The organism is Bacillus sp. LBG-1-113 (assembly GCF_020708615.1).
Classification (GTDB): domain Bacteria; phylum Bacillota; class Bacilli; order Bacillales; family Bacillaceae; genus Bacillus; species Bacillus mojavensis.
Window position 1 is genome coordinate 137,594 of the sequence record NZ_JAJFDG010000007.1, and the last position, 20,248, is coordinate 157,841.

General features: G+C 46.1%; 18 protein-coding genes. 15 read left to right on the top strand and 3 right to left on the bottom strand.

Going from position 1 to position 20,248, the window contains the following annotated elements:
* The first annotated feature begins 16 nt into the window (after nt 1–16).
* The 6 genes from LJF29_RS16385 to LJF29_RS16410 all read left to right on the top strand — a co-directional run bounded on the left by LJF29_RS16385 (nt 17) and on the right by LJF29_RS16410 (nt 7,404).
* Nucleotides 17–1,630: a YceG family protein gene (locus LJF29_RS16385; protein ID WP_229149672.1), complete on the top strand. Its 1,614-nt coding sequence runs from the start codon at nt 17–19 to the stop codon at nt 1,628–1,630.
* Between the two features lie 15 nt (nt 1,631–1,645).
* A complete protein-coding gene (locus LJF29_RS16390) occupies nt 1,646–2,737 on the top strand; it encodes a toxic anion resistance protein (RefSeq protein WP_010332934.1) in 1,092 nt (363 codons plus the stop codon).
* Between the two features lie 121 nt (nt 2,738–2,858).
* On the top strand, nt 2,859–4,061 hold the full coding sequence (gene niaP / locus LJF29_RS16395; RefSeq protein WP_229149673.1) for a niacin permease NiaP: 1,203 nt from the start codon (nt 2,859–2,861) through the stop codon (nt 4,059–4,061).
* Nucleotides 4,062–4,416: 355 nt separating this feature from the next.
* Nucleotides 4,417–5,673, top strand: coding sequence for a glycine/proline betaine ABC transporter ATP-binding protein OpuAA (gene opuAA, locus LJF29_RS16400; protein ID WP_229149674.1), 1,257 nt, complete (start codon nt 4,417–4,419; stop codon nt 5,671–5,673).
* 1 nt (nt 5,674) lies between these two features.
* Entirely contained in the window at nt 5,675–6,523 is an 849-nt protein-coding gene (opuAB, locus tag LJF29_RS16405) for a glycine/proline betaine ABC transporter permease subunit OpuAB (RefSeq protein ID WP_010332937.1), read from the top strand.
* Nucleotides 6,523–7,404, top strand: coding sequence for a glycine betaine ABC transporter substrate-binding protein (locus LJF29_RS16410; protein ID WP_010332939.1), 882 nt, complete (start codon nt 6,523–6,525; stop codon nt 7,402–7,404). The genes opuAB and LJF29_RS16410 overlap by 1 nt, the downstream gene beginning before the upstream one ends.
* Nucleotides 7,405–7,441: 37 nt before the next feature.
* On the opposite strand, the gene LJF29_RS16415 is transcribed toward LJF29_RS16410, so the two are convergent.
* A complete protein-coding gene (locus LJF29_RS16415) occupies nt 7,442–8,593 on the bottom strand; it encodes a M20 peptidase aminoacylase family protein (protein WP_229149675.1) in 1,152 nt (383 codons plus the stop codon).
* A gap of 126 nt (nt 8,594–8,719) precedes the next feature.
* Between LJF29_RS16415 and LJF29_RS16420 the strand changes: the two genes are divergently transcribed.
* The 4 genes from LJF29_RS16420 (at nt 8,720) to LJF29_RS16435 (ending at nt 13,518) form a co-directional block, all read left to right on the top strand.
* Entirely contained in the window at nt 8,720–10,153 is a 1,434-nt protein-coding gene (locus LJF29_RS16420) for a YfcC family protein (protein ID WP_168746879.1), read from the top strand.
* A gap of 115 nt (nt 10,154–10,268) precedes the next feature.
* The gene (locus tag LJF29_RS16425; protein WP_168746880.1) at nt 10,269–10,760 is read left to right on the top strand and encodes a DUF6773 family protein; all 492 of its coding nucleotides are present in this window, start codon (nt 10,269–10,271) and stop codon (nt 10,758–10,760) included.
* 135 nt (nt 10,761–10,895) lie between these two features.
* Complete coding sequence (locus tag LJF29_RS16430; RefSeq protein WP_229149676.1) at nt 10,896–11,861, top strand: L-lactate dehydrogenase; 966 nt, start codon at nt 10,896–10,898, stop codon at nt 11,859–11,861.
* 31 nt (nt 11,862–11,892) lie between these two features.
* Entirely contained in the window at nt 11,893–13,518 is a 1,626-nt protein-coding gene (locus tag LJF29_RS16435; protein ID WP_229149677.1) for an L-lactate permease, read from the top strand.
* A 39-nt stretch (nt 13,519–13,557) separates the two neighbouring features.
* Here LJF29_RS16435 and bmr3 read toward each other — a convergent pair whose 3' ends face one another.
* Entirely contained in the window at nt 13,558–15,096 is a 1,539-nt protein-coding gene (gene bmr3 / locus LJF29_RS16440; protein ID WP_229149682.1) for a multidrug efflux MFS transporter Bmr3, read from the bottom strand.
* A 112-nt stretch (nt 15,097–15,208) separates the two neighbouring features.
* On the opposite strand from bmr3, the gene LJF29_RS16445 reads away from it, so the two are divergent.
* From LJF29_RS16445 to LJF29_RS16455, 3 genes are all read left to right on the top strand, one after another.
* Nucleotides 15,209–15,673: a MarR family transcriptional regulator gene (locus LJF29_RS16445; RefSeq protein WP_229149686.1), complete on the top strand. Its 465-nt coding sequence runs from the start codon at nt 15,209–15,211 to the stop codon at nt 15,671–15,673.
* Nucleotides 15,674–15,747: 74 nt separating this feature from the next.
* Nucleotides 15,748–16,377 (top strand): LysE family translocator, encoded by a 630-nt coding sequence (locus LJF29_RS16450; protein ID WP_229149688.1) that lies wholly within the window; start codon nt 15,748–15,750, stop codon nt 16,375–16,377.
* A 70-nt stretch (nt 16,378–16,447) separates the two neighbouring features.
* Complete coding sequence (locus LJF29_RS16455; RefSeq protein WP_229149690.1) at nt 16,448–17,209, top strand: YqcI/YcgG family protein; 762 nt, start codon at nt 16,448–16,450, stop codon at nt 17,207–17,209.
* Nucleotide 17,210: 1 nt separating this feature from the next.
* Here the strand turns inward: LJF29_RS16455 and LJF29_RS16460 are convergent, their stop codons facing one another.
* Nucleotides 17,211–18,551, bottom strand: coding sequence for an amino acid permease (locus LJF29_RS16460; protein WP_229149691.1), 1,341 nt, complete (start codon nt 18,549–18,551; stop codon nt 17,211–17,213).
* Nucleotides 18,552–18,681: 130 nt separating this feature from the next.
* On the opposite strand from LJF29_RS16460, the gene LJF29_RS16465 reads away from it, so the two are divergent.
* Nucleotides 18,682–19,278 (top strand): DUF1989 domain-containing protein, encoded by a 597-nt coding sequence (locus LJF29_RS16465; RefSeq protein ID WP_010332950.1) that lies wholly within the window; start codon nt 18,682–18,684, stop codon nt 19,276–19,278.
* A gap of 131 nt (nt 19,279–19,409) precedes the next feature.
* Nucleotides 19,410–20,228 carry an ammonia-dependent NAD(+) synthetase gene (gene nadE, locus LJF29_RS16470; RefSeq protein ID WP_010332951.1) on the top strand — a complete coding sequence of 273 codons (819 nt, stop codon included), beginning with the start codon at nt 19,410–19,412 and terminating at the stop codon, nt 20,226–20,228.
* The last annotated feature ends 20 nt before the right edge of the window (nt 20,229–20,248 follow it).

Here is a 20,248-nt window from a genome sequence, read left to right on the forward strand (position 1 = left end):
CAGAAAGGAGGATATGATGAGACAAGAAGAGTTAACCATCCATAAAGCTGTTCCGGCTCATGGCGATTGGAAAAGCATGCTGTTTCAGCCATTGCCGGAGCGGGATCACTATGAGAATGAACAAGGTCTTTCTTTTTCGCGGCTTGCCGGGCAAATACTGGGCACGCCCATTGATGAGACCGACTACTTTAACGAGCTGTATGATCTTTCTGTAAACGATCATATTTATGTCCTGAGCGAAACGCTTGATAAAACAATTGCACCCGAAACTTTTCAGGCGCTTCAGCATATTCATTCCATCAATCAGCAGGAAAAAGGCCTTTCGGTCAGCCGCTTTGTCGCCTTTCTGGACGGGGAACAGCTGATTGCGAAACATTCCAATTCCATGTTGCACCGCCATATAAGAAAAGCACTGATGACGCTGTTACATACCTTTGCCGAAAATCATGAGCAGGGACTGAATCATCCTGATTTTCGCAGAGTGCTTCTTGATGTTTCAAAGTTTTCCTTGAACCACCTGAATCCTTGGCTGGAAAAAGCCGATATAGAGCGGGAGATGCCGAAGGTGGTCTGGTATGGAGACGCGACGAAAAGCCAGCTGTATTTCTTATATTACTTGATGCTTGTTGGCTGTGATGTCCTATTGTTCCATCCCGCGGGAACCGATCAGCTGACGCTCGTTGATCCTAAGCAGGAGCTAAGCTTCACGGAAAAGCTTCCGGATGTCTCAGACCTTCAGCCATTCCCGAAAGAAAAACCTGACCGTAAATCAACGGTGGCGTATCGATCGACAAAGGAATTTGAGCATGTGCTGAATCATGAGGAATCCATGCTGTACAAGCCTTGGCAGTTCAGAGATCACACACCGGTTTCCGTGACGCTGAAAACGACCTATGATGAATTGTTTTTAATTGCAAAAGAACGTGCGTTTATTCGCCCGAATTTCAAAGCCGATAAACATTCAATCGACATTCCGAATGTGTTTGCCAAAATTATGGGCGTGTCGAAGGACAATAAAGAATATTGGAACAGACTTCATACAATGGCGGATTATCCGGAAACAGAAATGGTTCGAAGCTTTCCGCTTACAGAAGAAATCAGATCGAACTATCAATTTCATTACAGCCACGCGCTTGATCATGAAGGAAACATTGATCCGGAGAAGCTGATCGCAAGCAATGTATGGCAGTACAAACAGCTTCCGGCAGGCATTCAGACCGCGATCGCCAAAACGATCTCGAGAATGTGCAGACACCCGCGGCTGAAGGCATTGCATCAGGAACAGGTCAAGGATGTTCAGATCTACTTGTTTAAACAAACAACAAACCTTCCCGCTAACCTGCTGAAATTGATTCAAATGTTCGACTATGCGCAGACCGTTCCGAAACTGGTGCTGTATCATACGGAAATGAACGGTGAGCTCACACGATCAGACGCCGCAGCCCTGCTGTTTTTGAATGAAATCGGCATTGATATCGTCATTTATAATCCTCCCGGACATCAAGACATTGAGCATTATATCGAAGAGGATCAGTATGATATTCACTGGCTGGACGACATGGTGTTTCAGCAGGACTATAAAGAGCCCTCGCTCGTGAAAAGGCTGTTCAGAACGATTACCCAAAAGTAAGGAGAGAAAAAAAGCATGACAACAGAAAATCAAAATCCGCTTGTTCTCGATAAAAACGAAGAAATTTCTCAGCAAAAGGCAGACGATATCCGCCTGCAGCTCCGCCAGGAACCAGAGGTGCAGCGCCTTGCTCAGCAAATTGACGTGAAAAACCAAATGGAGCTGCTGGAGTACGGAAAGGAGCCGGCAGTTGAAATTTCCAAGTTCTCTGACCGCATCTTGGGGATGATGAAAACAACAAGCGTGACAGATTCAGGCACGATGCTGACTCAGCTTGGAAAAATCATGGACCGCTTTGACAAAAATGATTTTGACGAGCCAAAGGGACTGATGGCCAAAATCTTCAAACGCGGCGGCAGCATGATTGAGAAAATCTTTAAAAAGTATCAGACGCTTGGCGGAGAAATTGAAAAAATCAATGTTGAGATTTCCAAGTATAAAGATGAGATGACAAAAACAAACTACACGCTCGATGAAATGTATGAAAACAATATCAACTACTACATGGAGCTTGAAAAATACGTTGTTGCCGGACAAATGAAGCTGGAAGAGATGCAGTCAATCCTTCCTTCCTATGAAGAAAAAGCGGCAAGCGGAAACCAGCTTGCGCAAATGCAGCTTGATACGCTGCGCAACGGCATTCAGGCACTTGAGGAACGTGTTTATGATCTTGATATGGCGCGAATGGTGGCGCTTCAAACCGCACCGCAGATCCGTCTCCTTCAGCGCGGTAATGCTAAGCTGATCGGCAAGATCAACTCTGCTTTTATTATCACGATTCCGATTTTCAAAAACGGCATTATTCAGGCCGTTACAGTGAAACGCCAAAAGCTTGTGGCTGACTCTATGAGCGAGCTTGACCGCCGGACAAACGAGATGCTGAAACGCAATGCGGAGAACATCTCGAATCAGAGTGTTGAAATTGCCAGAATGGCCGGCAGACCGAGCATTGATATAGAAACGATCGAATCCTCTTGGAACACGATTGTCAGCGGCATGCAGGAAACAAAACAAATCGAAGAAGAAAACAAACGCCTCCGGGAAGAGGGCGCAAGACGAATTGCCCAGCTGCAGGATAATATTAAAAAAGCAGCATTACAGCAATAAAAAGACCCCCGCTTGTGAATCATAAGCGGGGTTTTTGATTGACATCAATTAGGTAATGACAATGTGTAAAGACAGGTGTAAACTTAAACGGTAATCATTTTGCATATCAGAGGTGTTGGCTATGGGAAAACAACAGCCTATATCCCAGCGTAAGCTGCTGGGTGTCGCCGGTTTAGGGTGGCTGTTTGATGCAATGGATGTCGGAATATTATCGTTTATTATCGCCGCGCTCCACGTGGAGTGGAATCTTTCGCCCGAGGAAATGAAATGGATCGGAAGCGTGAATTCCATCGGCATGGCTGTGGGTGCGTTTTTGTTTGGATTGCTGGCTGATCGAATCGGCCGTAAAAAAGTATTTATCATTACCCTTTTATGCTTTTCAATCGGAAGCGGGATATCAGCTTTCGTCACAAGCTTATCGGCATTTCTCATTCTCCGTTTTGTGATTGGGATGGGACTTGGCGGCGAACTGCCTGTCGCTTCAACACTTGTTTCGGAAGCGGTTGTGCCTGAAAAGCGGGGCCGAGTCATTGTGCTTCTCGAAAGCTTTTGGGCTGTGGGCTGGCTGGCAGCGGCGCTTATTTCCTATTTTGTCATTCCAAGCTTCGGCTGGCAGGCGGCTTTGCTTTTAACCGCACTGTCGGCGTTTTATGCGCTGTACTTGCGGACAGGATTGCCTGATTCGCCGAAGTACGAATCGCTTTCTATGAAAAAGAAATCGGTGTGGGAGAACGTGAAAAGCGTTTGGGCGAAACAGTATGTACGGCCGACGGTGATGCTGTCGATCGTCTGGTTCTGCGTTGTCTTTTCTTATTATGGCATGTTTTTATGGCTGCCGAGTGTGATGCTGTTAAAAGGATTCAGTATGATTCAAAGCTTTGAATATGTTCTGCTGATGACGCTTGCTCAGCTTCCGGGCTATTTTTCGGCTGCGTGGCTGATCGAGAAGGCGGGCCGGAAATGGATACTGGTCATTTATTTGATCGGAACAGCGGGAAGCGCGTATTTCTTCGGAACGGCAGATTCCTTAGGTCTGCTGCTGACGGCTGGAATGCTGTTATCCTTTTTTAATCTTGGCGCGTGGGGCGTTCTGTATGCCTATACACCGGAGCAATACCCAACAGCAATTCGCGCGACAGGCTCAGGAACCACAGCGGCGTTTGGAAGAATCGGCGGCATTTTCGGCCCGCTGCTCGTCGGAACACTCGCCGCCCGCCATATTTCGTTTTCAGTGATTTTTTCGATCTTTTGCATTGCCATTTTACTGGCGGTCGTGTGTATTTTGATTATGGGGAAAGAAACGAAACAAACTGAGCTTGAATAAACAAAAGCACCTTATCATGAGGTGCTTTTTACATGGAAACCGGCAGCTTGCGGTTTGTTTTTTCTGCTTGTTTGATTTGAAAAAGCAACTTATTTTTCCAGTAAAGGAGCTTGAAGTCATAAGAGGAAGAAGGATTTTCGATTTAATAAAAGCGTTTTCAATAAAAAAGGCTTAATTTTACCTGTAAAATATAATAATAAAGGAGGATTACAGAGTATTTAGAAGCATAATTAAGGTCTTGGGGTCACAGGGATGTTTATCATGAAATGGTACAGAATAAAAGAGAATATGCGGTTTGTGTGTGTTGTTACATAAGTGTTACGGTAATAAAGATTGCTTAATATGGAGGGAAAATATGAGTGTAGATGAGAAACCGATTAAGATAAAAGTCGAGAAAGTCTCTAAGATTTTTGGGAAACAAACCAAGAAAGCAGTTCAAATGCTTGCCGACGGAAAAAATAAAAAAGAGATCCTGAAAGCAACCGGATCAACCGTTGGGGTTAACCAAGCAGATTTTGATGTATATGATGGTGAGATATTTGTCATCATGGGTCTATCAGGGAGCGGTAAATCAACTTTAGTACGGCTGTTAAACCGGCTTATTGAACCGACTGCCGGAAAAATTTACATTGATGGTGACATGATAACAAATATGTCTAAAGACCAGCTCCGGGAAGTCCGCCGGAAAAAAATCAGTATGGTCTTCCAAAAGTTCGCTTTGTTCCCGCACAGAACGATACTTGAAAACACAGAATACGGACTGGAGCTTCAAGGTGTAGACAAACAGGAGCGCCAGCAAAAAGCGCTTGAGTCGCTTAAACTTGTCGGACTTGAAGGATTTGAACACCAATACCCTGACCAGCTCTCGGGCGGGATGCAGCAGCGTGTCGGCCTTGCCCGCGCTTTGACAAATAATCCGGACATCCTTCTGATGGACGAAGCGTTTAGTGCGCTTGATCCATTAATCCGTAAAGACATGCAGGATGAGCTTTTGGATCTGCATGATAATGTCGGAAAAACGATTATTTTTATTACGCACGACCTGGATGAAGCGCTTCGCATCGGCGACAGAATCGCGCTGATGAAGGACGGAAACATCGTTCAGATCGGCACGCCGGAAGAAATCCTTATGAATCCATCCAACGAATATGTTGAGAAATTCGTTGAGGACGTTGATTTGTCTAAAGTATTAACTGCCGGCCACATTATGAAGCGCGCTGAAACGGTGCGGATTGATAAAGGGCCGCGCGTTGCATTAACACTGATGAAAAACCTAGGGATTTCATCTATTTATGCAGTCGATAAACAAAAACAATTGTTAGGTGTCATTTATGCGGCTGATGCGAAAAAAGCAGCCGAGTCTGATTTATCCCTTCAGGATATCTTGAATAAGGAATTTACGACTGTACCAGAGAATACGTATCTGACTGAGATTTTTGACGTTGTTTCTGACGCGAATATTCCAATTGCGGTTGTGGATGAAAAGCAAAGAATGAAAGGGATTGTCGTAAGAGGCGCGCTGATTGGCGCACTTGCGGGCAATAACGATTATATCAATGTTGAAGGCACTGCTGAGCAAACACAAGATCCTTCTGTACGGGAGGTGAAGTAAATTGGATAGACTGCCTAGAATACCTTTAGCAGACATCATTGACCGTTTTGTTGACTGGATTACGATAACGTTCGGCGGATTCCTCGATGGAATCGCAAATGGCTTGGCCATTTTTGTAAACGGGATTGTAACCGGGCTTGGATTTATTCCTTCTATTTTGTTAACGATTATTTTCGCAGCTCTTGCATGGTGGATCAGTACGAGAGGAATTGCGCTGTTTACTTTAATTGGCTTTCTCGTTATTGACTATTTAGGATATTGGGACCCAATGCTGCAAACGTTAGCGCTGGTTGTCACGTCCGTCATTATTTCGATTGTGGTCGGTGTGCCGATCGGGATTTGGGCATCTCAGAAAGAAACGGTTCGCCGTATCGTAACGCCTATCCTTGATTTAATGCAGACAATGCCTGCTTTCGTATATCTTTTGCCGGCAATTTTTTTCTTTAATATCGGTGTTGTGCCGGGTGTTGTTGCGTCTGTTATCTTCGCAATGCCGCCGACAATCCGTATGACGGTTCTCGGTATTAAACAAGTGCCTGCGGATCTGATTGAAGCAACTGAAGCGTTTGGTTCTACAACAGCTCAGCGTTTGATTAAGGTTCAGCTTCCGCTTGCAACAAAAACCATTCTTGCCGGGATCAACCAAAGTATCATGCTTGCATTATCAATGGTTGTTATCGCAGCAATGGTCGGTGCGCCTGGACTAGGTTCAGAAGTATACAGCGCCGTTACACAGCTGAAAACAGGGGTCGGTGTAGAAGCAGGTATCGCTATCGTTATCGTTGCGATTACGCTCGACCGTATTACACAAAATATTAAAGTGAAGAAGAAAAGCAGGGGGAATGCCTGATGTTTAAAAAAATCATCGGTATCGGTGTTTCCGCCATGCTGGCACTCTCACTTGCGGCTTGCGGATCAGAAAACGACGAAAATGCGTCCGCGGCTGAACAGGTGAATAAGACGATTATCGGGATTGACCCCGGTTCAGGTATTATGAGCCTGACTGATCAAGCGTTGAAGGATTATAACCTGAACGACTGGACACTGATTTCATCGTCAAGCGCTGCTATGACTGCTACGCTCAAAAAGTCATACGACCGGAAGAAACCAATTATTATCACAGGATGGACTCCGCATTGGATGTTCTCCAGATATAAATTAAAATATCTTGATGATCCGAAAAAAACTTACGGCAGTGCCGAGGAGATTCATACGATCACCAGAAAAGGCTTTAGCAAAGAACAGCCGAATGCCGTTAAGCTTCTGAGCCAGTTTAAATGGACGCAAGACGACATGGGTGAAGTGATGATCAAGGTGGAAGAAGGCGAGAAACCTTCCAAAGCCGCTGCTGATTATGTGAAGAAGCACAAGGATCAAATCGCGGAGTGGACCAAAGGCGTGCAAAAGGTGAAGGGAGACAAAATCAACCTTGCCTATGTGGCGTGGGACAGTGAGATTGCAAGTACAAACGTTATGGGCAAAGTCTTAGAAGACTTGGGCTATGACGTGAAACTCACTCAGGTAGAAGCTGGTCCGATGTGGACGGCGATTGCGACGGGAAGCGCGGACGCATCCCTTTCCGCATGGCTGCCGAATACCCATAAACCATACGCTGTCAAATATAAAGGCAAATATGATGATGTAGGCGTCAGTATCACTGGCGTGAAGATGGGTCTTGTTGTGCCTCAATATATGAAAAACGTCAACTCAATTGAAGATCTGAAGAAATAATGAAGAAAGCAGCCTGTTCGCAGGCTGCTTTTTTGATTTAAGAAGCATTGGCTGATGCGAGTGTATCGGCTTTTTGGAACGTTTTTAACACAGCGTTTGCTAAAATGTGAATCCCGGTAAACATCGCGTTTCTGTCAAAGGTCATATGCGGGTGATGGAGTCCTGGCTGAAGTCCGCAGCCGAGGCCAAGCATGGTCGTTTTAAGGTTCGGCACTTTCACGGCATAAAAATGAAAGTCTTCACCGCCGGTTGTCACAAGCGGTTCATCGAGCTGATCAGCTCCGATAACGTCTGTGATCGCTTCAGCCATAATGCCTTCAGCTTCTTTATTTTGCGTTGCCGCCGGAAGGCTGTGTTCTTTGTGAAGTTCAATTGTCGCATCGAATGCCGCGGCAGCCGCTTCGCAGGCTCTTTCTGTTTCTGCGATCAGCGTCTCCATGGCTTCATTTGTTTGCGCCCGCAGGTCAAGGCTGAAGGTCGCTTTTCCGGGAATGATGTTAGAGCTGTCGCCGCCGGCTTGAAGCTTTGTCATTTTGACAGTGTGCGGAATTTTCGGATCGATGTGAATCAGTCCTAGCTTATGGACGAGGAATGCCGCGATTTCGATGCTGTTTTTGCCAAGGTGCGGCCGTGCGCCATGAGCTTCCTCTCCAATGATTGTGCCTTCGATGTGCTGGCTTGACCCGTGCAGAATGGATGGGGCGCAGCGTCCGTTTTGGGTTTCCTGAATTGGACGGACGTGGACGCCATACAAATAGTCGACGTTATCAAGCACGCCTTCTTCTATCATTTTTAGAGCGCCGCCGCCTTTTTCTTCTGCGGGCTGAAAGATAAAACGGATCGTTCCGCTCGGAAGCTCCGGCTGTTTTTTCAGCAGCATTAACGTACCTAAAGCCATTGTCATATGCGAATCATGTCCGCAGGAATGATTGGTGCGAAATGTGCCGTTGACCTCCTGCCATAATGCATCAATATCAGCACGGACAGCTACAACAGGCGAGCCCGAACCCATTTCACCGACAACTCCGGTGCAATCTGAAAACGTGCGCGTGCGGCACCCTGCATCTTCGAGTTTTTGTTTAAGAAATGCAGTTGTCTCATATTCTTTCCAGCTGACTTCTGGATTGGCGTGAAGATGTTCAAAGATGTCCATTACGGTTTGTTTCATTTCTTCTGAGAGTTTTTGCATGGGAGAAAAACCTCCTTCTTTCCTTTTTTTATATTGAAACAGGTAGATAGGCTGTTTATAATATAGCACATATTTATATTTTTCAGAATAATAGGTATTTTCTAAAAAGAGGGGATGGATCGAAATATGAGTATGCCAGCAGCCGAAACACAGCCGAAGAAAAAACGTACCGCCTTTAACATGCCTGACGCCTATGTCCTCTTATTTATCATCGCTTTCATGTGCGCCGTTGCTTCGTATATTGTGCCGGCGGGAGAATTTGACCGTGTGACGAAGGGAGAGGTTACCACTGCGGTGCCGGGAAGCTACCATTCAATTGAACAGTCTCCGGTCAGCCTGATCAGCTTTTTCACTTCTCTTCAGGATGGAATGGTCGGCTCAGCCCCTATTATTTTTCTGATTTTATTCACAGGCGGCACGATCGCTATTTTAGAAAAAACAGGTGCCATCAACGGACTGATTTACAATGTCATCAGCAAGTTCCGCACAAAGCAATTATTATTTATTTGTATTGTCGGGGCGTTGTTTTCTGTTCTTGGAACGACCGGAATTGTCGTGAACTCAGTGATCGGATTTATCCCCATCGGCCTTATTGTCGCACGCTCCTTAAAATGGGACGCGGTCGCGGGTGCAGCTGTTATTTATATAGGCTGCTATGCCGGGTTTAACTCTACCGTTTTATCACCGTCCCCGCTTGGCTTATCACAATCGATTGCGGAGCTGCCTCTGTTTTCGGGGATCGGCCTTCGTGTGGTCATATACATATGCTTTTTGCTGTCTTCTATCATTTATATCTATTGGTATACAAGAAAATTAAAGAAATCAAAGGATGCCAGCGTGCTAGGCACAAACTGGTTCCCGGCGGCAGGATTGAGCGATGCGAATCAAGAAGAAGATAAGTCTGTCCCCTTTACCGTTCGCCATAAGCTGATTTTGGGAGTCGCGGGTTTGTCACTGATCGGATTTTTGTACGGCGCATTGAAGCTTGGCTGGTCAGATTCCCAAATGGCTGCGACATTTATTTTTATTTCGGTCCTTGCCGGATTCATTGGAGGACTTGCGGCAAACGATATTGCCAAAACTTTTATTACCGGCTGTCAGAGTCTTGTATACGGTGCGCTGATTGTCGGGATGGCGCGGAGCATTTCTGTCATTCTTGAAAATGGAAAGCTGCTGGATACAGTCGTCAATGCTTTGGCTTCGGTGTTGGACGGATTCAGTCCGATGGCCGGCGCAATCGGCATGTATATCGCCAGTGCTTTGCTTCATTTTCTCATCTCTTCAGGATCGGGCGAAGCGGTTGTGTTCATTCCGATTTTGGCGCCGCTCGCTGATTTGATGGGAATCACGAGACAGGTCGCGGTGGAAGCGGTTATGCTTGGAGAAGGGGTTGTCAATTGTGTGAACCCGACGTCCGGCGTTTTGATGGCAGTGCTTGCCGCCAGCGGAATTCCGTACGTCAAGTGGCTTCGGTTTATGCTGCCGCTCGCTCTGATTTGGTTCTTAATCGGGCTTGTGTTTATTTGTATCGGTGTCTTGATCAATTGGGGGCCGTATTAAACATTGCTGCCCGCCGGCTTGTACGGCGGGCTTTTCATTTATTCGTTGCAGAAGCGCAGGCTGTTATTGTAACATGTAAGCCATAAGCCATTCGTAAAAGTGCGGGAGGAAGGTCATGAATAATCTGCATAACAGACTTTCAGGCGTGAATGGGAAAAATAAGAGAGTAAAAGAAAAAGAACAAAAAATCTGGTCGGAGATCGGCATGTTAGCCGGGGCGATTGCGCTGCTGGATGTGATCATCCGCGGCATTATGTTTGAATTTCCGTTTAAAGAATGGGTCGCGAGCCTTGTGTTTTTGTTCATTATCATCTTATATTACTGCATCAGGGCATCTGCTTCTGGAATGCTGATGCCGAGAATAGACACCGAGAAAGAACTGCATAAACGGGTGAAGCAGCAGTTCACAGAATCAATAGCTGTCGCCTTTGCGGTAGTGGTGCTTACGATGTATGACAGGGGGATTCCCCATACATTCTTCGCTTGGCTGAAAATGTTTCTCTTATTTATCGTCTGCGGCGGCGTTCTGTTTCTGCTACGATTCGGGATCGTGAAGCTGTCTTACAGAAGATCGGTAAAAAAGGAGTCTAAGAAGAAATCATCATAGAGGATGGTTTCTTTTTTTGTTCATAAATCAGACAAATCTTTTCTCTTGCAAAAGTTTGTGAAATGTTGCACAATATAAATGTGAAATACTTCACAAACAGTCATCGAAGAAAAACATACCCTGGAAGGATGATTAATGATGAATAAACATGTAAATAAAGTAGCTTTAATCGGAGCGGGTTTTGTTGGAAGCAGTTATGCATTTGCGTTAATTAACCAAGGGATCACAGATGAACTTGTGGTCATTGATTTAAATAAAGAAAAAGCAATGGGCGATGTAATGGATTTAAACCACGGAAAGGCGTTTGCGCCGCATCCGGTCAAAACATCTTTCGGAACATATGAAGACTGCAAGGATGCTGATATTGTCTGCATTTGCGCCGGAGCAAACCAAAAGCCTGGTGAGACACGCCTTGAATTAGTAGAAAAGAACTTAAAGATCTTCAAAGGTATCGTCAGTGAAGTCATGGCGAGCGGATTTGACGGCATTTTCTTAATCGCGACAAATCCGGTTGATATTCTGACTTATGCAACATGGAAATTCAGCGGCCTGCCAAAAGAGCGAGTGATCGGAAGCGGTACAACACTTGATTCTGCGAGATTCCGTTACATGCTGAGCGAATACTTTGGCGCAGCGCCTCAAAACGTGCACGCGCATATTATCGGTGAACACGGCGATACTGAGCTTCCTGTCTGGAGCCACGCAAATGTCGGCGGTGTGCCTGTCGGTGAACTCGTTGAGAAAAACGATGCGTACAAACTAGAGGAGCTGGACCAGATCGTAGATGACGTGAAAAACGCCGCTTACCATATCATTGAGAAAAAAGGTGCGACTTATTATGGTGTTGCGATGAGCCTTGCCCGCATTACAAAAGCCATTCTTCATAATGAAAACAGCATTTTAACTGTCAGCACCTATTTGGAGGGACAATACGGCGCAGATGACGTATACATCGGCGTTCCGGCTGTCGTAAACCGCGGAGGTATCGCAGGCATCACTGAGCTGAACTTAAATGAGAAAGAAAAAGAACAGTTCCTTCACAGCGCAGACGTCCTTAAAAATATTTTAAAACCTCATTTTGCAGAACAAAAGGTCAACTAATCGCAACTATAGAGTAAAGGGCTGATTGTCAATGTGGGAGCAGTTGTATGATCCGTTTGGAAACGAGTATGTGAGCGCACTTGTGGCGCTCACTCCGATTCTCTTTTTTCTCTTAGCTTTAACCGTTTTTAAGATGAAAGGAATTCTTGCGGCATTTCTTACCCTAGCCGTCAGCTTTTTGGTTGCCGTTTTGGCATTTCATATGCCGGTTGAAAAAGCCGTTTCTTCTGTTTTATTAGGCATCGGAAGCGGTTTGTGGCCGATCGGCTACATTGTCCTGATGGCAGTGTGGCTCTATAAAATCGCTGTGAAAACCGGGAAGTTTACCATTATTCGTTCCAGCATTGCCGGCATCTCGCCTGACCAAAGATTACAGCTATTATTAATCGGTTTTTGTTTTAACGCATTTTTGGAAGGTGCGGCCGGCTTTGGTGTTCCGATTGCAATCAGTGCGGCGCTGCTCGTCGAACTTGGCTTTAAACCGTTAAAGGCGGCGGCGCTCTGCTTAATTGCGAACGCTGCCTCTGGAGCCTTCGGCGCGATCGGGATACCGGTGATTACAGGCGCGCAAATTGGAAACTTGTCTGCTCTTGAATTGTCACGGGCATTGATCTGGACACTGCCGATCATTACATTTCTGATTCCGTTTTTACTCGTGTTCATATTAGACCGGATGAAGGGAATCAAACAAACCTGGCCTGCCTTGCTGGTTGTCAGCGGAATGTATACAGCGGTTCAGACGCTGACAATGGCTGTGCTCGGACCGGAATTAGCTAACATTTTGGCGGCGCTGTTCAGTATGGGCGGGCTTGCGCTCTTCCTGCGTAAGTGGCAGCCGAAACAGATTTACCGTGAGCAGGGAGCCGGAGAAGCTAGTGAGAAAAAAAGATACAGCGCGGCAGACATTGCCAAGGCGTGGTCACCTTTCTACATTTTAACCGCGGCGATCACCATCTGGAGCCTTCCTGCCTTCAAAGCGCTTTTCCAAGAAGGCGGACTGTTGTATCAAACAACGCTTCTTTTGAAAATGCCTTTTCTGCATCAGCAAATTATGAAGATGCCGCCCATTGCCCCATCTGCCATGCCGTTAGATGCAGTCTTTAAAGTTGATCTGCTGTCAGCGACCGGTACAGCGATTTTAGCGGCGGTCATTGTTACGGGACTGTTCAGCAAAAATTTCTCTTATCGGGATGGTTTCAGTTGCTTGAAGGAGACGGGGAAGGAACTGTGGATGCCGATTGTCACGATCTGCTTTGTGATGGCGTTTGCCAATCTGGCCAACTTCGCGGGGCTTAGCTCTTCCATCGGGCTGGCACTGGCGAAAACAGGCGATTTGTTCCCGTTTGTCAGTCCTGTTCTCGGCTGGATCGGCGTGTTCATCACTGGCTCAGTTGTCAGCAATAATGCGCTGTTCGGTCACTTGCAGGTCGTCACCGGTGCGCAGATCGGGGCCGGTTCTGATTTGCTGTTAGCCGCAAATACGGCGGGCGGGGTAATGGCGAAGCTCGTTTCTCCGCAATCTATCGCCATTGCCGCTGCCGCGGTCGGCCAGACAGGGAAGGAATCAAAGCTGTTTAAACGGACAGTAGCGTACAGCCTGATTCTGTTATTAATCATCTGCATATGGACATTTATTCTAGCAAGATTAGGTGTTTAATAGAAAAAAGCAGTACACCCAGGGTGTACTGCTTTTTCATTAATTTGCTTTCTTCGTCATTTCCTCAGTTGTTTTGACTCTTGTTTTTCCCATAAACAAAACGGTAATCGCTGCGAGAACAATTGGAATCAAAGCAAGTAAAAAGACATATGTGATGCTTGAGGACATGGCGTCGATGATCCGGTTCAGAATCGCTGCAGGGATCTGTGATCGTGTGCCGGCTTGGAAAATCGCCTGTGGATCACCGATATTCTGTGGCGCGCCTGAGCCGGCGGAGCCTTTCATCCCGCTGAAGGCGTCGCTTAGCTGGTTTGTGAACACGTTTGTCTGAACCGTGCCGAAAATCGTGACACCGAGCGTCATGCCGAATGATCGTAAAAATGAATTGGTGGAGTTGGCCGTTCCCCGAAAACGAGGTTCTAAATCATTCATGGATGCTGCTGGGAGCAGCGAGAAGTTAAAGCCTACGCCGAAGCCTGAAATCATCATAAAGACAGTCAGCCATACGCGCGCTGTGTCCGGCGTCATATTGGAAAGCAGCAGCATGCCGATAAAGAAAGCTGTGACGGAAATCAGCATGAGATTGCGGAAGCTTGCCTTCGTTTGGAAGATTCCGCCGATCATACTTCCGATCACTGATCCGATCATCATCGGTGTCAGAATAAAGCCTGCGCTCGTCGCTGAGCTGCCGTATACTGCCTGTACGAAAATCGGAATAAACACTGCTAAAATAATGAATGTTCCGCCATAAAGAAAAGCGAGAATCTGCGCTGTGGCAAACAAGCGGTTCTTAAACATCCAGAAGGAGATAATCGGTTCTTCCGCTTTTCTCTCCACAATAAAAAAGGCAATAAAGAAAACCGCGAAAATGATAAACAGGCCTATGATTTGTATCGAATTCCAGTCGTATGTTTTGCCGCCGAGCTCAAGTGCAAACATCAGGCACACAATGGATACGACTAAAGTAATCGCGCCGCCCCAATCAACTTTCTGCTTTTTATGCTCCAGCGATTCTTTGTAATACCGGATGATGAAAAACAATGACAGTGCGCCGATAGGGACATTGATGTAAAACACCCAGTGCCAGCTGATAGCGTCTGTGATAATAGCGCCTAACAGCGGGCCGAGAACACTTGATAATCCAAATACAGCGCCGAACATGCCCGACATTTTTCCGCGCTTTTCCGGCGGAAATAAATCAAAGATGATCGTAAAGGCAATCGGCAGGAGCGCTCCGCCGCCAATCCCCTGAATGGCCCGGTAGATGATTAGCTGGTTCATGGTTTGTGCAATTCCGCATAATGCCGAACCGATTAAGAAAAAAATAAGTCCAAACAGGAAAAAACGTTTTCGGCCGTACATATCGGAAAGCTTGCCGTAAATCGGCATCCCAGCCATGACTGCCACCATATAGGATGCAGTCACCCAAGCGAATTTATCAAAGCTTCCAAGATCCGCTACAATGCTGCCCATCGCGGTGGCCACAATTGTATTGTCCATCGCGGACATTAAAATGCCCAGCAAAAGACCAAGAACCACAAATTTAGTGGAAGGATTTTTTGCGGCTGTTGTATCCATTTATTCTACCTCCTCTACCTTTTTTAAGTAAGGTTTGATATCATGATAATAGTTTGATTATTAATTATCTCGATTATCAAGATAAATTTGATTTTATAGGGAGGACTGTCAGTTGTCAACAAGAAATTCCAGAAGTGAGTTGGAAAAGGCCGCCATTCAGATTTTTCGGAAATTGGGTACTAGAACCATTCTGTTTCATCAGGCGGCTGCTCAAGCTCTCGGTCTGTTTCCTACCGATTTGAAATCAGCTGACATATTAAATGAAGCAGGACCAATGACGGCCGGTGAACTGGGGAAAAAAACGGGACTCAGCACAGGTTCCGTTACGGCGCTTGTTGACCGGCTGGAAAAAGCGGGGTATGTGGCTCGTGAAAGGGACCCGAACGACCGCAGAAGAGTGATTATCGTGCCTCTTACCGCTTCTAAACAGCATGTGAAGGATTTGTTCCGTTCACTGTCAGAGTCCACGATGGATCTGTGCCGCGAGTATACGGAGGAGGAATTGGAACTGATTTTCGGTTTTATCGGCAAAGCCTCCGATATTATGGAGGAAGAGCTTGACCGGTTGAAACCATAGGTGATTTTTGTGCATAGCTTGGCCCGTTCCCGAATAAATTGTACAAGTTGAGTAAGAGAGGGGAGTACGGGCCGGTGAACACTTTTTTGAGTTATATTGTGCTGGGGCTGTCCTTGTCTGCGCCTGTGGGACCTGTCAATGCGGCGCAAATCGATAAAGGCATTAAAAATGGATTTTGGCATGCGTGGATTTTTGGTTTAGGCGCCATGACTGCTGACGGACTGTATATGATATTCATCTATTTCGGACTGTCACAGTTTCTGACCGCTCCATTCGTAAAAACGTTTTTGTGGCTCTTCGGCTTTTTTGTACTGACCTATACCGGTATTGAAACGCTGAAGAATATCAGGGAAGCGATGGATGTACGCAGCTCGAAGGGGAAGCCGTCCTACAGAAAAACATTTGCATCGGGTTTTCTCATTTCACTGTCCAATCCACTGAGTATCCTGTTTTGGCTTGGGATTTACGGGAGCATTCTTGCGAAAACGGCTGAGACTTACAATATGAATCAGCTACTCATTTATAGTTCCGGCATTATGATCGGTATCTTAATCTGGGATTTTTGCATGGCCATTGCAGCCAGCACTTTCAGAAACCTGCTTAATGAAAAGCTGTTAAGGGGCTTGACCGCAATCGCAGGCATATCTCTTCTTGTATTCGGGTTTTACTTCGGTTATCAGGGCATCAAAGAGTTATTGGGCTGATTCATGAAAGGACAGTCACCTGCCGCCTTCCATTTTAATATAGTATCCAGATGATACTGGAGGTGGATCAATGGTGAAAGGGATTTACACCAAAAGTTTTCTGGAACGGAATCAAACTGAGTTCCCGGAATGGCAAAGAATCGCTTTTGAGCTATTGGCAGAAACTGTGGCGGATGACGCGGATACGTTTCCGTGCATTCCCGGCCGCCAGGCATTTCTGACTGATCAGCTTCGCATTGCTTTTGCCGGAGATCCGCGGGAAAACCGTACAGCGGAGGAACTGGCACCACTGCTTGCGGAGTACGGCAAAATATCGCGGGACACAGGAAAATACGCCTCTCTCGTTGTGTTGTTTGATACACCGGAAGTTTTGGCTGAGCACTATTCGATTGAAGCGTATGAAGAGCTGTTTTGGAGCTTTTTAAATAGACTGAGCGAACAAGATGAAAAAGAGTGGCCGGCAGATATGCCGGCCGATCCAGAGCATTATAAGTGGGAGTTTTGTTTTAACGGCGAGCCGTATTTTATTCTGTGTGCAACGCCGGCTCATGATGCGAGGAGAAGCCGAAGCTTCCCTTATTTTATGATCACGTTTCAGCCGAGATGGGTGTTTGAAAATCTAAATGATTCAACCGCATTTGGCCGAAACATGAGCAGGCTGATCCGATCCCGTTTACAGGCTTACGATCAAGCTCCGATTCATCCGCATTTAGGCTGGTACGGAGGAAAGGATAATCGGGAATGGAAACAGTATTTTCTCCGGGATGATGAAAAACACGTATCAAAATGCCCGTTTTCATATTTAAAGAACATGTTTAACAAAATGAAATAGTTCACGAGCTGGCAGGGCGGTCTTTGTGTCCCTGCTTTTTTTGATAAATCAAGGTGACAACGGCAATGACGGCTAGAAATCCCAAGCTGACAAAAAATCCGGGTCGGCTTGATTTTTCAAACAGCGTGCCGGACACAGCCGCCGCGATCAGAATTGTCGCCAAATGAATTTGCGTTTTCGCCATGGCTGCCGGATCGGTCAGCTTTTTGCTGGAGAACAGGATAAACAGCCAAGTGTATAAAAGCATCAGCCCGGCCGCTGTTGTCATGTGCTCGTAAATATTTTTAGGCAGCACTAGAGACAGTACGATAGACACGATAAGCCCCGCAAATGTTAATCCGAGCGCGGGCCAGCATATTTTTTTGCCTTCTTTTAGAGTAAAGCATTTCGGCGCGTCGCCGTCATCGGCCATCGTACAAAGCAATGTTGTCACAGCAAAGAGTGAAGCGACAAGGGTCGAGAAGCCCGCGATAATAAAAATGCCGTTGAAAATATCAAGAATCACTTCGAGATGAAATCCTTTTAAAGACGTAATAAATGGGCTGTCCTGTTCTGTAAACTTGTGTAAAGGAACTAATAGCAAAGCGAGCCCGATTGAAATGATATAAATAATCGCCAGCGTTGCCAGCATCAGCTTGCCTGACTTTGAGGCTTCCTCCGGCTTCTTTAAATGAACCGTCATGAGCCCCATAACTTCAATTCCGCCAAACGCGTAAAATGCATAAATAAGGCCTGTCCACAGCCCCATAGCTTCGAATGGGAAAAATTCTTTTGTCTCATTCGGAATCTGCACCTCCGGCTTTCCGCCTGACAATATGCCGCACAAAGCCAGAATGGCAATAACGATAAACATGAAGATAGCGGCAGTTTTGATAACAGCCAGCACGTTTTCTGTTTTTTCAAAAACAGAAAGTCCGGTAAAAATAATGAGAAGCCCAAGTACAGCATAGATGGAGGCAAATACCCACAGCGGCACTTGGGGAAACCAATGCTTCGTAAATAACGAAATGGCCGTCAGCTGGCTTCCGGTAATCAGCATTTCAGATGACCAGTACACCCAGCCGTTGCTGAAGCCGGCCCACCTTCCGAATGCTTTTCTCGCATATGAACAGAATGAGCCCTTTTCAGGGTGTTTTGCCGATAGTTTGGCAAGCTGTTCGAATACAAAATACGTGCCGATCGCCGCAATGAGAAATGATAATAGAACGGAAAATCCGCTTTTTACAATTGCGATGCTGGAACCGAGAAAAAATCCTGTTCCGATTGTGCATCCAATCCCGATTAATGAAAGCTGCCACCAAGCCAGATTTCCTTTTTCTTGGTCTTTTTTTGTTTGACTCATTTACATTCAACCCCTTTTATCTAAGGTTAGATTGCAACCCGCGCAAGGCTTATATGCATCGGATTTTTGCCTCTTTTTACATGGAGGCGATGGCAAACGTTCATACTAATAAAAAAAAGGAGCGAAGCGGATGACAAAGCAATATATCGTTCAGCCGAAGAAAGGGCTCGGCCTGAAGCTGAAAAAGGGCCAGATTTTGAAGGTGGTTGATGTAGAGGGGCAGCAGGTTGCTGATTTTGTGGCGTACCATGCAAAGGATTTTTATGAGCATCTTGACCAGGGAGCGACCATTGATGCCAATCATTCCATTCATGTGAAGGTCAACGATCATATTTACTCTAATTTGTATAAACCGATGCTGACGCTCATTGAGGATACGGTCGGCAAGCATGACCTGCTTCTGCCCGCCTGCCGTCCTGACATGAACAGGCTGTTATACGGAAAACAAAAGGACGAGTTCCAGGATACGTGTTATGACAATATGAACCGGGCGCTTGAGCAGTTCGGCGTGCCGAAGCCGCATATGCATTATCCGTTTGCGATTTTTATGAATACTGTTTTAGATGAAAAGGGGAACCTGTCTGTGGAAACGCCGCTGTCAAATGCCGGGGATTACGTCAGACTCAGGGCGGAGATGGATTTGATTGTCGCGTTTTCTTCGTGTCCGATTGAAAAAGGAAAGTGCAATGGCGACAGTGTGACGTCCATACGGGTTGAAGTCAGCTGATCTCACTTATTCACTATGAAATAAGACCTGTGCTATAGTTAATATGGATACATAACAGTCATGATTCATTTTCATCGATTTAGGGAAATGATTCAGTAAATAAGCAATAATGTACAGGAGGAATGATTGGGATGAGCATGCAGGAAAAGATTATGCGTGAATTACATGTGAAGCCCTCAATTGATCCAAAGCAAGAAATTGAGGACAGAGTCAATTTTTTAAAACAATATGTAAAGAAAACCGGCGCCAAAGGACTTGTGCTTGGCATCAGCGGCGGCCAGGATTCCACACTTGCGGGAAGACTGGCTCAGCTTGCAGTGGAAAGCATTCGCGAGGAGGGCGGAGACGCTCAATTTATCGCGGTCCGTCTTCCGCACGGCACACAGCAGGATGAAGATGATGCCCAGCTCGCTCTGAAGTTTATCAAGCCGGATAAATCATGGAAATTTGACATTCAATCAACAGTCAGCGCTTTTGCAGATCAATATCAGCAAGAGACAGGCGATAAGCTGACAGACTTTAATAAAGGAAACGTAAAAGCGAGAACGAGAATGATTGCTCAATACGCGATCGGCGGGCAAGAAGGCCTTCTTGTGATTGGAACAGACCATGCGGCCGAAGCCGTGACTGGTTTCTTTACGAAGTACGGTGACGGAGGCGCAGATCTTCTGCCGCTGACAGGCTTAACAAAGCGTCAGGGAAGAAGCCTGCTGAAAGAGCTGGGTGCACCAGAACGCTTATACTTAAAAGAACCGACTGCCGATCTGCTGGATGAAAAGCCGCAGCAGTCCGATGAAACTGAGCTAGGCATTTCCTATGATGAAATTGACGATTATCTCGAAGGAAAAGAAGTATCGGCGAAAGCGTCAGAAGCGCTGGAGAAACGCTACAGCATGACGGAGCATAAGCGTCAGGTCCCAGCTTCTATGTTTGATGACTGGTGGAAATAACATGATAAAAAGCCCACTCT

Excerpts from the sequence above, each read along its gene's own strand:
- LJF29_RS16420 (WP_168746879.1), top strand. The coding sequence starts at position 8,720 with ATGAGTATGCCAGCAGCCGAAACACAGCCGAAGAAAAAACGTACCGCC.
- LJF29_RS16385 (WP_229149672.1), top strand. The coding sequence starts at position 17 with ATGAGACAAGAAGAGTTAACCATCCATAAAGCTGTTCCGGCTCATGGC.
- LJF29_RS16425 (WP_168746880.1), top strand. The coding sequence starts at position 10,269 with ATGAATAATCTGCATAACAGACTTTCAGGCGTGAATGGGAAAAATAAG.
- bmr3 (WP_229149682.1), bottom strand. The coding sequence starts at position 15,096 with ATGGATACAACAGCCGCAAAAAATCCTTCCACTAAATTTGTGGTTCTT.
- nadE (WP_010332951.1), top strand. The coding sequence starts at position 19,410 with ATGAGCATGCAGGAAAAGATTATGCGTGAATTACATGTGAAGCCCTCA.
- LJF29_RS16430 (WP_229149676.1), top strand. The coding sequence starts at position 10,896 with ATGATGAATAAACATGTAAATAAAGTAGCTTTAATCGGAGCGGGTTTT.
- LJF29_RS16465 (WP_010332950.1), top strand. The coding sequence starts at position 18,682 with ATGACAAAGCAATATATCGTTCAGCCGAAGAAAGGGCTCGGCCTGAAG.
- LJF29_RS16415 (WP_229149675.1), bottom strand. The coding sequence starts at position 8,593 with ATGCAAAAACTCTCAGAAGAAATGAAACAAACCGTAATGGACATCTTT.
- LJF29_RS16460 (WP_229149691.1), bottom strand. The coding sequence starts at position 18,551 with ATGAGTCAAACAAAAAAAGACCAAGAAAAAGGAAATCTGGCTTGGTGG.
- opuAA (WP_229149674.1), top strand. The coding sequence starts at position 4,417 with ATGAGTGTAGATGAGAAACCGATTAAGATAAAAGTCGAGAAAGTCTCT.
- LJF29_RS16390 (WP_010332934.1), top strand. The coding sequence starts at position 1,646 with ATGACAACAGAAAATCAAAATCCGCTTGTTCTCGATAAAAACGAAGAA.
- LJF29_RS16455 (WP_229149690.1), top strand. The coding sequence starts at position 16,448 with ATGGTGAAAGGGATTTACACCAAAAGTTTTCTGGAACGGAATCAAACT.
- niaP (WP_229149673.1), top strand. The coding sequence starts at position 2,859 with ATGGGAAAACAACAGCCTATATCCCAGCGTAAGCTGCTGGGTGTCGCC.
- LJF29_RS16435 (WP_229149677.1), top strand. The coding sequence starts at position 11,893 with ATGTGGGAGCAGTTGTATGATCCGTTTGGAAACGAGTATGTGAGCGCA.
- LJF29_RS16410 (WP_010332939.1), top strand. The coding sequence starts at position 6,523 with ATGTTTAAAAAAATCATCGGTATCGGTGTTTCCGCCATGCTGGCACTC.